Raw genomic sequence first — 11,326 nt, forward strand, 5'->3', positions numbered from 1 at the left:
GCGCTCCCGGCCACAGGAATTAACTGTTTGAAACACAGACGAGACATCGCTCTCGTGTCCCGTCTGTTGAACCACCCGCCGGGTTAGATGCCCAGGCAGAGATATTTGATTTCCAGGTAGTCCTCGATGCCGTATTTGGAACCTTCACGGCCCAGACCCGACGCCTTGATACCACCGAACGGTGCGACTTCGTTGGAGATCAGACCGGTATTGACGCCCACCATGCCGTATTCCAGAGCTTCAGCCACACGGAATACACGGCTCAGGTCACGGGCATAGAAGTACGACGCCAGACCGAACTCGGTGTCGTTAGCCATCGCGATCACTTCTGCTTCGTCTTTGAAACGGAACAGCGGAGCCAGCGGGCCAAAGGTTTCTTCCTTCGCCACTGCTGCGTTTTTCGGCACATTGATCAGGATGGTCGGTTCAAAGAAGCTGCCTTCCAGGCTATTGCCGCCGGTCAGCAAGGTCGCGCCTTTGCTCAGTGCGTCAGCAATGTGTTCCTTGACCTTGGCCACTGCCTTGTCATCGATCAGCGGACCTGTGGTGGTCCCCTCATCCAGACCGTTACCGATTTTCAGCTTGGCGACCGCTACTTTCAGTTTTTCGGCAAATGCATCGTAAACCGAGTCCTGAATGTACAGGCGGTTGGCACAGACGCAGGTCTGGCCGTTATTGCGATACTTGGAAATGATCGCGCCTTCGACGGCCTTATCCAGGTCTGCGTCGTCAAACACGATAAACGGCGCATTGCCGCCCAGCTCAAGCGACACTTTTTTAATGTCTTTGGCACATTCAGCCATCAGTTGACGACCGATTTCGGTCGAACCGGTGAAAGACAGTTTGCGCACGATCGGGTTGCTGGTCAGCTCACCACCAATGTCACCGGCGCTGCCGGTCACCACACTCAGCACACCTCTCGGGATACCGGCACGATGCGCCAGCTCAACAAGGGCGAGTGCCGAGAATGGGGTTTGCGAAGCCGGTTTGATCACCATGGTGCAACCCGCCGCCAGCGCCGGGCCTGCTTTACGGGTGATCATGGCCGCCGGGAAGTTCCACGGGGTAATGGCAGCGGTCACGCCGATCGGTTGTTTGATCACGATCAGGCGCTTGTCTGGCTGGTGACCCGGAATCACATCGCCATAAATACGCTTGGCTTCTTCAGCGAACCACTCGATGAACGAAGCGGCGTAAACGATCTCGCCCTTGGCTTCAGCCAATGGCTTGCCTTGCTCCAGCGTCATCAGGCGACCGAGGTCATCCTGATTTTCGATCAACAGCTCAAACCAGCGGCGCAGCTTGGTCGCACGTTCCTTGGCAGTCAGGGCACGCCAGGCCGGCAACGCATTATCTGCAGCTTCAATGGCGCGACGCGTTTCAGCTGCGCCCATTTTAGGCACTGTACCGATGATTTCACCGGTCGCAGGGTTATTGACCTTGATCGTCTGACCACCGTCCGCATCAACCCAAGCACCATCGATGTAGGCTTGCTGGCGGAACAATTGTGCGTCTTTGAGCTGCATGTGGGCTTTCCTTAACAGCACCGCACGAGGGCGGAGCGAATTATTAGAAGTGAAAGGCGCCGTAAAAGGCTGCCGTCAGGAAGTCATACACCGGCCAAAGTATCTAGAAAACGCACAAAGTAGAAGCCGTGCGGTTTAGCACTCAGACAAGAGCGTTTGAAATCTCAAACGAATCCTAGGGTTAAAGGGGGTAAAGGACAATAGGCTGTTCGAAAAAAAGAACAAGCGGTCGTCTGCTGTGGTTTGCTGTGGTTTGCTGACCCAAGCCTCATTAATAGCTCATAACGCGATAAGAAACACCTGACGAATCAGCGGCATGGACGAGCGACACGCAGATGAGTATTATGGCGCCGCGTTGCACCAGTAGCTCAGCTGGATAGAGTACTGCCCTCCGAAGGCAGGGGTCGTGGGTTCGAATCCCGCCTGGTGCACCATTTTCTTTAACTGCGGGTCGGAAGCTGACTTTCCGACAAACAGTGTCGCTACTGACCGGCAAAGCACTGCCAAGTGTTTTCAGAGAGCCACCGCAAGGGTGAGCCCTGACAGTCCTGCCGATTTCTGGCTACTCCCTCTGAACATCTGCTTCTCCCCTTCTTTGCCCGATCATCCTGACTACGCTTTGTTACTTCCTGCACGCTCATTTTTTAACCCAGCCCCACCTGATAAAGCCGCCTTCCGCAGACATAAGCATCAGGTTGCCGGACGAACCAATACCATTCGTTCGAATACCTTAAAACGCGCTTAGAAAAAGCTATCGCTTCATATCGACAGATATGGGCCCTACCGGAGTCGACTAAAAGTTAACCCCCGCTGGACACTCCAGCGTTTCAACTAGCGCTCCGTAATATCACAATGGCATTACTGAAGTATTGGCTAGACCTCAAGTTCATGAGGCAGCGCACGGCCGACGTTTTTACGGCTTTTCCGTGTAAAGTTTTAGACCTCAGTAACTAGGGCACTTGCTAAGTCTTTCAAAGCTACTATATAAATGTATCATTTGCTGAAATAACAGTCGTCCGCTGCCCTCGGCGTAGCGGCGTAATATGAAGGGCCGATCATGGATAAGAAATCTGCACGACTGACTATATTGATTGATGCGCCAACTAAAGAAAAATTAGAGGCGCTGTCTGCAACGGTCGATCTGACGGTGTCACAAATTCTTAGAAAACTCATAAAAAACCACCTGAACACTCTAGAAACGCCGAGAGACATGCCTATCAAGGAAACACTGCAGGGGCCATTACATACAATTAACTAGTACATCAGTACTAGTTAGCTTGAGTTAGTACTAAAGAATTATACCCATACTAAAGAATTAAAATTCTATCGCCACACATCGCTACTACTGTTTTCCACTCGTGACGCACGGGCCTTTTATGTGACGCACCGCACATGAGTGTCATCATCGCCCAGGTGGAACGAGAAATTACGAGCAATACCCGACACTTATTTCCGTGCGCTCTCTGTTTTCATGTGACGTTGACTATGGATTTTCTTATGTCTTTGATACAGCAACTCGACGCCTGCCACACTTTATTGGTCAACATTGATGCAGGCACGAGTGTCCGCGATGAAGCGAAAACACCTTGTACGCTCTTTTTCTCCATCAGCAACGGCGCTCAGCGGGCGGAGGTGATTCAGTCCAGCGGCGACACCTTCGAGGAGGCGTGGAGCGCAGGCGTGCTGAGGCTGGCGCAACCGAAGACGCCACCCAATCAAGAGCAGCCACCGGAACGCCTGTGGTTAAGGGTAGAGCGAGCCGTCAACATCACGTCGCTGTCATGGGATGAATTGCAGGAGCGCTTTAAACGCTACAAGCGCAACTACTTCAGGTACGGGCTCGCTTTCGACCCGGCGCTGGAGACTGCCTTGACCGAGCAGGAGCTTAATGGAAACGCCATTCTTTACGGTGGCCCAACGGTTCCCCTCGCCAGCTTCAACATGAACAATTTCTCGGTTTACGCGAAAAGACGGTTTGAGGATTCCGCTGCGCAGGCCGCCGCCATGAACGCGCAGGCCTTTCCTCAAACCCCGGTGTACCTGTTCCAGACTCAAGGTGTTTTCTGTGCAGAAGACGGAAAAGCCTATGCCCTCGGCAGCTCTGGGCCCGATGTCGGTCGACGCACTACGGGGTTGCTGGACGCAGCCGATGTCAGGAGCAAGATTGAGACGGCCTCCGACTTTCTCCGCCATCAAGTCAAAGACAGCGGCCAGTTTGTCTACGGCCAGTTCCCCTGTTTTGATCGCACGATCCAGAACTACAACACACTGCGTCATGCCAGTACCACGTACTCAATGATCGAGGCCTGGGCACTGGTCAAGGACCCTGAGCTCGAAGCCTCCATCCACCGATCCCTCGATTACCTTACACAACACCTGATCAAACCTTACACCTTGCCCGACGGCAGCCATGCCGCGTTCCTGGTCGACACCGGCGACGAGATCAAGCTGGGAGGCAATGCGGTCTGCCTGCTGGCACTGGTCAAATACTGCGAAGTGACCGATACCCGAGACTATCTGCCGTTGCTGGAAGCCCTGGCCAATGGCATTGCCTGGATGCAAAACGTCCAGGCTGGTGGTTTCAACCACGTCTTGCACGCTAAAGACCTGAGCGTCAAAGCGCCTTTCAGAATTATTTACTATGACGGTGAGGCCGCCTTCGGGTTGATGCGTCTCTATGGTTTAAGCGGCGACGAACGCTGGCTGAACATCGTCGAAAAAGCGTTCGACTACTTCATTGCCAAAGAGCACTGGCGCGAACACGACCACTGGTTGAGCTACTGCGTCAATGAGCTGACTCGCTACCGTCCTGAAGAGAAATACTTTCGCTTTGGCCTGAACAACTTCGTCGACTACCTGGATTTTGTACAACAACGCATCACGACGTTCCCGACGCTGCTGGAATTAATGATGGCTGCACAGCAGATGCTGCAACGCATCGAAAAGCAGCCCGCGTTGCGAAACTTGCTCAACGAAGTCAACCTGGATGCGTTCTATCGCGCGCTGCATCATCGCGCCCGGCATTTGCTCAACGGTTATTTCTGGCCGGAAATGGCCATGTTCTTTCGCAACCCGGCCCGCATTGTGGGCTCGTTCTTCATCCGCCATCACGCTTTCCGCGTCCGTATCGATGATGTCGAACACTACCTCTCAGGCCTTATCGCTTATCACCGCTACCTGCTCGATGGCGCCCCTCAGGTTCAAACAGTGCAGCAGAGTACCGACGGCTGGCGCTGGGACGCAGCAACGGTTGCACGAGCGACCGGCGGCACCTGGGCAGTTGCGCCAGCGCCAGGCTGGCAAGCCTCGGGCCTCACTCCTTCCATGCTGCATTTCAAACCGCAGCGCATGCTGACCCGCCCTTTAAGCTGGGTCGGCCCCAATGAAACACGACTGGCTCAGGTTTGGGCAAAAGCGGATAAGGCGAAACGCCCGTCTGCCTTTATGTGCGTCGACCCGGCCCCCTATCTGGATACCGGCCTGCCAGTGCTGCAAGTAGCGGACACTGCAGACGCCATGCTGAGAATGGGCCGCTATGCCAGGCAAGCGTTCGGCGGACAGGTGTTCGGCGTCACCGGCAGCGCCGGCAAGACCACCGTGGTTGCCATGCTCACTCATGCGTTGCAACAGCTGGGCACAGTGGCGCAAACCGAAGGCAACGCCAACCTGCCCCATGGCATCGCCTGGAACCTGGCCAGCATGACGGATCCGGCGAAATTCTGGGTACTGGAAATGGCAGTCGGCAGAATGCCCCTCAACTCCGACCTGGTACGCCCCCACATTGCAATCGTCACCAGCCTGTCGCCAGCGCACCTTGAATACCACGGCACCCTGGAAAATCTGGCACGCAAGAAAAGTGCAATTTTCAGGTCCATGGCGCCCGGCAGCCATGCCGTGCTGAACCATGACATGCCCTACTATTCTGTCTTCGCTCAAGCAGCCGAGCGTGCACAACTGACTGTCATCAGCTACGGCGAGCACCCCCAGGCAGATCTGCGAGTGATCAAGTGCCTGACCCAACCGTCCGGTCTGCAGGTCGATGCCAATTTTCAGGGCACTCCCGTGCAATTCAAACTTCAGGTCCGTGGTCAGCACATGGTACTCAATGCGTTGTCGGTGCTGGCCTCTCTGAGTGCCGCTGGCTTGTCCACAAGCGAAGCACTGGCAGCACTGGAATCGTTCGAGGCAGTTTCCGGCCGCGGCAACACGCTCACCATCCCGTGCGACGGCGGTGAGTACCATCTGATCAATGATGCCTATAACGCCAACCCGGGGTCGATGATGGCCTCATTGGACATGCTGGCTGGCTTGCCAGGTTCGCCCGCCCAGCGCGTCGCGTTGTTGGGAGACATGCTTGAGCTCGGGCCAGACACACAACGCTATCACCTGGAGCTGGCCCCGCGCCTGCTGGCTGCCGCACCTCGTCACACAGTCCTCTGCGGCCCGCTCATGCACGGCCTTTATGTGCATTTGCGCGATCAGTTGAGTATTGAGTGGTTCGAGAACGTCGATGCCCTGCTGGCCAAACTGCCAGAGCGGGCCGAGCAGTGGTTCCGAGCGGGTGACAAGGTGCTGGTAAAAAGCTCGGGAGGCACCCGTCTCTCGAAACTGGTCGAGTCCCTCACGCCATCTGAGCAAGCCGTCCAGGCACTCTAGAGCCGGTAATTGCCGAAGTTGTTGGCGGGCGCCTGAACGGGCCAGCCAACAGCGCCATCACGGATAGACACACTTCGCAGCTTCCTTCCCCCTACCTTTGCGTCGTTGATAGAAGGCCGGCCCGATGGCCGGCACTTCAAGTGCGCTTTCAGGCCGGCATCACGCCGCTGCCCCTGGTTTAGCGCTCGCGCAAGGCTTCGCGCGCACGGTTCATCGGCTTGATCAAATAATCGAGCACTGTTTTTTGACCCGTTTTGATATCCGCCGCCGCGATCATCCCCGGCACAATGGCAAAGGACTTGCCGGCCTTATTGTGCAGTTCATTGGCGTTGGTGCGGATGAATACGCGGTAATAGAACACCTCTGGCTTGACTTCATCCTGGATGGTATCGGGCGAAATCATCACGACCTTGCCATCCATGCTGCCGTAGATGGAGTAGTCGTAGGCGGTGATTTTGACCTTGGCATCCTGATCGGGGTGAATAAACGCAATGTCCCGTGGCGAAATACGGGCCTCGATCAATAGCTGGTCGTCCATGGGCACGATCTGCATCAGCCGGCCATTGGGCGGGATGATCCCGCCGATCGTGGTCACTTCGATGTCTTTGACAATGCCTCTTACCGGCGAACGCAATGTCAGCCGGGTGACAGAGTCGGACCGTCCCTTGAGGACTGAAGACAGGGTTTGCACATCAGAGTTGGCCTTGGCCAGTTCTTCACCCGCCCGCACCATGTACTCGGAGCGTGATTGGGTCAGTTTCAGCTCAAGTTCTGACTTTTGCCGCTTCAGGCGCAACACCTCGACGTTACTCGCCGCACCGATCCTGGCCAGGTTTTCGGTGATTTCCAGCTCACTGCGTACCAGCCCCAGCGATGCACGTACCCCCGATTGAGACTCTTCAAGCCCTTTGCGCCGGGTCTGGTACAAATCGGTTTCGGCGGCCATCAGTGCCGGATAGTCCTTGAGCTCATCAGGAAACTTCAGTGCTACGCCTTTCACTTCGGCCTGCAACCGCGCCACGCTGGCCAGCGAAGCCCGGTACTTGGCCGCACTCTCACCAAAGTTGGATTCGGTCTTGGTCGGATCGAGCTTGGCAAGGATCTCGCCCTGCTTGACGATATCCCCTTCGGAGACGTTGAGCTCCGCAACAATACCGCCCTCCAGCGACTGAATAACCTGTTCGCGAGAGGTCGGGATTACCTTGCCGGTACCGGTCGATACCTCGTCTATTTCAAACAGATAGGCCCATATACCGAACGCCAGCAGCATTAATGCAACGCACCAGACAATCCGCGTTGAGCGCACCACTGCAGCGTCATCGAGGCTATCGTCGCCAGCATGATCATCGCTTGGTGAAGCACCCGCGATGGGCACGCCTGGCTGCTGCTTCAAACCCGAAGAACTATTGTTATTAAACATCAGAGCCATCCTTTCGCGCAGTCAATTGCATGGGCAGCCGACTCACTGCGCCTGATTCCTGGGTTTTGAAAGCCGTGCAATCGCGTTGTCCTTGGTGTCATCGATCACAACCAAACCGTTGTCGACAACAATGATCCTGTCCACCAGGCTCAATACGCTCATCCGATGTGTCGCAATGATCAGTGTGCGCTGTGCGCCCCACTGGCCCAGGCTCTGAATCAGCTTGCGCTCGGTGATATCGTCCATGGACGCAGTGGGCTCATCCAACAGCACAATCTGCGGTTGGCGAATGATCAACCGGGACAATAACAATGACTGTCGCTGACCGCCGGACAAGCCAAGCCCGCCCTCCAGAATCATGTGATCCATGCCCAGCGCAAATTTACTGATGAATTCCATCGCACCCGTCAACTCCAGGGCTTCGAGAATTTGCTGATCGCTCGCGTGGGGTGCTCCCAGCATCAGATTTTCGCGCAAGGTGCCGTGGAACAACCTGGAGTTCTGGGTCAACAGACCCACATCACGACGGACATCGGCCGGATCGATATGGCTCAATCCGACGCCATCCAGCGTCAGAGCCCCCGAGCTGAGGTCGATCATGCCGGCCATCGCCTGCAATAACGTCGACTTGCCAGCCCCATTGCGCCCCAACACGGCGATGCGCTCGCCCGGTTTGATCTTCAAGGCTTTAACGGTCAAGGCCGGCAGTTTCGCGTCTTCCGAGTACTTAAAGGCGGCCTGGTTAAACTCATAGTTGCCACTTATCACAGGCAGATGTACACGCTTGCTGCCTTCTGCCTGATCAACCGGCAGCTGCATGATCCGGTGCATGCTCTCCAATGCCACTTTGGCCTGTTGCCAACGCGTCAGAACATGGGTGAGCTGCGACATCGGAGCCATCATGCGCGAAGCCAGAATCGATGCGGCCACCAGGCTACCGGTGGTCATATCCCCAAGCATGACCATAGGCGCGCCAAACACCACGACCACAGCGAAGACCCCCCCCTGTACGTTGTGAGTCCAGGCCACCAAACCACTGGTCAGTACCCGTGAGCGCAGGCTGGCATCGGCCGCAGTCGCGTTGTAGTGGTTCCATTGTTGCTGAAAGCGCTGCTCGGCCTGGAGCATCTTGATGTCGTCCAGCCCCTGAACCGTTTCCACGAGCATGGCGCTACGCAGCGAACTTTCACGCATCGATTGATTCGCCAGCCGCGCCAACTTCTTTTGCGCCAGCAAGCCTGGAACCACCAGAAACAACAGCGCCGTCAACGGAACAGCCACCAGAGGTCCGGCAATAAACCAGTAAATCACCAGGAACATCAGGAAAAAAGGCAAATCCGCCAAGGCACTGGCCGTGCTGGATGTAATCAATTCGCGCAGCTGTTCAAGCTCGCGCAACTGCGAAATGAACGACCCCGTGGACTTCGGCCGAGCGCTGTTACGCAACCGGATGGCATGCCCGAACACCAGGTCTGAGACGCGAATATCTGCACGCTTGCCCAGCAGATCAGTAATGCGTACACGCATGATCCGAAGGATGAAGTCAAAAAACAGCGCCAGCATGACGCCACCAAACAAGACATACAGCGTCGGCATTGATTCGGCTGGAATGACCCGGTCATACACCTGCATCGAAAACAGCACCCCGGCCAGACCGAGGATGTTCGCCGCCAAAGACGCCAACATGACGTGCCCATAGGGGCGCATGTCACGCAATACGATGCTTTTGAACCAGCTCCTGTCGTAGGGCTTTACGTAGTCATCGACCCGGGAGTCCTTGGCCTGCTGGTTGGGCCGCAAAATCAGCGCCTTGGTCGCAGACTTCAACAACTCGGCCCGGCTGATACGACTTTGCAGACCTTGGTCGCCACTGTAGACAATGCCCAGCTCATCGTCGTCATTGAGCGCCTGCAGCACTCCGATTTGACCGTCGCTGAACTGCAGCACCAATGGCAAACGCCGCTGCACCAGCAACGACGGGGTGAAGTCAACAATCTTCAGGGTGAGCCCGGCCTGCCGCGCCATCTGGCGCAGCACCTCGTCAACGTTGACGTCTTTACTCCATTGCGCCGCGATACGCACATTCTGCGCCGAACAATCCAGTCGGTGATGGCGCGCGACCGCCAGGATTGCTTCAAGCCAGCCCTCGTAATCCAGAGCGCTGTTCTCCTCAAGCGTCTGGGGTTCGGCGGTCTCTTTGGATTCCAGCTTTACGGCATCGTTCATGGTCGGATCTCCACACCTTGGATAGTGCTGCTATCCAGATTAAATGCCGTGCGCAAGCCGCTACTGTTGTAGAGGCAATCGATTTCCAACCGGTGCAGATCAGCTGCAGTGTTAGCCCGATCCATGGCAGCCTGGTGGATTTCCTGCTCAGCGTTCAGCAAATCGAGCAACGGTCGTGTGCCCAACTCAAGGTATTGCTGGCGATACAAATCACGGGTTTCAGAAATGCTTCGCTCGCGAAAACTCAGGGTAGAGAGACGCTGCACAAGGCTGGAGGTCTGGTCACGAGCCTCAAGCAAACCCTGGCGCACAGCTAGCCGTGCGGCATCATTGGCCGATTCGGCAGAACGCAGGGCTTGTCCCGCGGCGGCTTTACGGGCATTGATGGCACCGCCCTGATACAACGGCACTTCAACGTTGAGGAACACCCCGTAGCGGGTCCGGTCGCGACCGCCGGAAGTACCATCATCGTCGTTGCTGTCCAGATACTGAGTGGCCGACGGATCCAGCGACAGTGTCGGTAGCCCTTCGGCACGGGCCAAGGCTATTTGCGCCATGGCATCCACCTGCTGGGCCTGAGCGATCAACAGCGAAGGTGTCAGGACTTCGTCCGGATTAATCCCCTCGCAGGACTGACTCAACGTAGCGGGTACAGTGGCTGTGACACTGACCGGCGTTTGCGCGCCGAGTAAACTGGCCAACGTACTGCGCCAGCGGTTATAGAGCGCAGTGAATTGCAACTGTGTCGCCACTGCCGCCTCAACCCGCGAGCGCGCCTGGATCAGGTCAGAACGGGTGCTGGCACCCATGTCGCTGCGCTTTTGCGCCAGATCGGCAATGGCCGTGAGGCCTTTTACTTGTGCCTTGGAAATCTCGAGCAAGGCTTGATAACGCTGCAGCTCGATGACAGCAAAAGCGGTATCGCGCGCGACTTGGTCGATCGCCAGCAAGACCGAAGCCTGCTTGCCGTTCACCCGTGCCACTGCGCTATCTACCCTACTGTCCACCTTGCCGAAGTCATACAGCATTTGTGACAGGGACAAGGTAAAGGCCTGGCTCTGGCCATTGCCGGTCAGACCACTGTCATAGCCGGAGTTGAGCCCCGCTTTAATCTGCGGGTAATACCCTGCCCGCGCCACGGTCACAAAGTCATTTTGCTGATACAGAAGACTGATCGACTCAGCGATGGCTGGATGCCAGCTAACTGCCATTTGCACGGCTTGCGTCAAGTCGAGGTTGTCGGGGATCTCGTTTCGAGGGGCAGCCGGCAGGCTGGCGCCGAACGAATCGCCCGGTAAATTCTTGCCCACATCTTTTGGGCTGATGGTGTTGATACTTTCAGGTGCGTAGTCGCGTGTTAGCGCTACGGCCTGCTCTATCGTCAATGGCTGTATGGCGCTAGCCAACAAAGCCAAAAACAGGAACCCGAACCGATCCTTAGGCTTCAAGTAATGCTCCAAAACGGCTTACAGTCAAAAAGAAGATAGATGCCTAGTCA

Annotated in this window: 6 protein-coding genes and 1 tRNA gene; 3 read left to right on the forward strand and 4 right to left on the reverse strand. The window is 56.2% G+C overall.

Annotated elements, in window-relative coordinates; genetic code table 11:
• Window positions 1–83: 83 nt before the first annotated feature.
• Window positions 84–1,526 (reverse strand): NADP-dependent succinate-semialdehyde dehydrogenase, encoded by a 1,443-nt coding sequence (gene gabD / locus DQN55_RS21675; protein ID WP_048383779.1) that lies wholly within the window; start codon window positions 1,524–1,526, stop codon window positions 84–86.
• Window positions 1,527–1,883: 357 nt separating this feature from the next.
• Here gabD and DQN55_RS21680 point away from each other — a divergent pair.
• From DQN55_RS21680 to DQN55_RS21690, 3 genes are all read left to right on the forward strand, one after another.
• Window positions 1,884–1,960: transfer RNA gene (locus DQN55_RS21680), tRNA-Arg, on the forward strand.
• Between the two features lie 623 nt (window positions 1,961–2,583).
• Window positions 2,584–2,784 (forward strand): hypothetical protein, encoded by a 201-nt coding sequence (locus DQN55_RS21685; protein ID WP_048383778.1) that lies wholly within the window; start codon window positions 2,584–2,586, stop codon window positions 2,782–2,784.
• A gap of 239 nt (window positions 2,785–3,023) precedes the next feature.
• Window positions 3,024–6,182: a UDP-N-acetylmuramoyl-tripeptide--D-alanyl-D-alanine ligase gene (locus DQN55_RS21690; protein ID WP_048383777.1), complete on the forward strand. Its 3,159-nt coding sequence runs from the start codon at window positions 3,024–3,026 to the stop codon at window positions 6,180–6,182.
• Window positions 6,183–6,360: 178 nt separating this feature from the next.
• On the opposite strand, the gene DQN55_RS21695 is transcribed toward DQN55_RS21690, so the two are convergent.
• From DQN55_RS21695 to DQN55_RS21705, 3 genes are read right to left on the reverse strand one after another with little or no spacing between them, the layout of a single operon-like run.
• Window positions 6,361–7,602 (reverse strand): HlyD family type I secretion periplasmic adaptor subunit, encoded by a 1,242-nt coding sequence (locus DQN55_RS21695; protein WP_231995633.1) that lies wholly within the window; start codon window positions 7,600–7,602, stop codon window positions 6,361–6,363.
• Window positions 7,603–7,644: 42 nt separating this feature from the next.
• The gene (locus tag DQN55_RS21700; protein WP_048383775.1) at window positions 7,645–9,828 is read right to left on the reverse strand and encodes a type I secretion system permease/ATPase; all 2,184 of its coding nucleotides are present in this window, start codon (window positions 9,826–9,828) and stop codon (window positions 7,645–7,647) included.
• Window positions 9,825–11,243: a TolC family outer membrane protein gene (locus tag DQN55_RS21705; protein ID WP_048384025.1), complete on the reverse strand. Its 1,419-nt coding sequence runs from the start codon at window positions 11,241–11,243 to the stop codon at window positions 9,825–9,827. Before DQN55_RS21705 ends, DQN55_RS21700 begins: the two co-directional genes overlap by 4 nt.
• Window positions 11,244–11,326: the final 83 nt, after the last annotated feature.

It is taken from the genome of Pseudomonas taetrolens (assembly GCF_900475285.1).
Classification (GTDB): Bacteria; Pseudomonadota; Gammaproteobacteria; order Pseudomonadales; family Pseudomonadaceae; genus Aquipseudomonas; species Aquipseudomonas taetrolens.

Bases quoted from the DNA above. Each gene is read 5' to 3' on its own strand.
- gabD (WP_048383779.1), bottom strand. From the start codon at position 1,526: ATGCAGCTCAAAGACGCACAATTGTTCCGCCAGCAAGCCTACATCGAT.
- DQN55_RS21685 (WP_048383778.1), top strand. From the start codon at position 2,584: ATGGATAAGAAATCTGCACGACTGACTATATTGATTGATGCGCCAACT.
- DQN55_RS21690 (WP_048383777.1), top strand. From the start codon at position 3,024: ATGTCTTTGATACAGCAACTCGACGCCTGCCACACTTTATTGGTCAAC.
- DQN55_RS21695 (WP_231995633.1), bottom strand. From the start codon at position 7,602: ATGTTTAATAACAATAGTTCTTCGGGTTTGAAGCAGCAGCCAGGCGTG.
- DQN55_RS21700 (WP_048383775.1), bottom strand. From the start codon at position 9,828: ATGAACGATGCCGTAAAGCTGGAATCCAAAGAGACCGCCGAACCCCAG.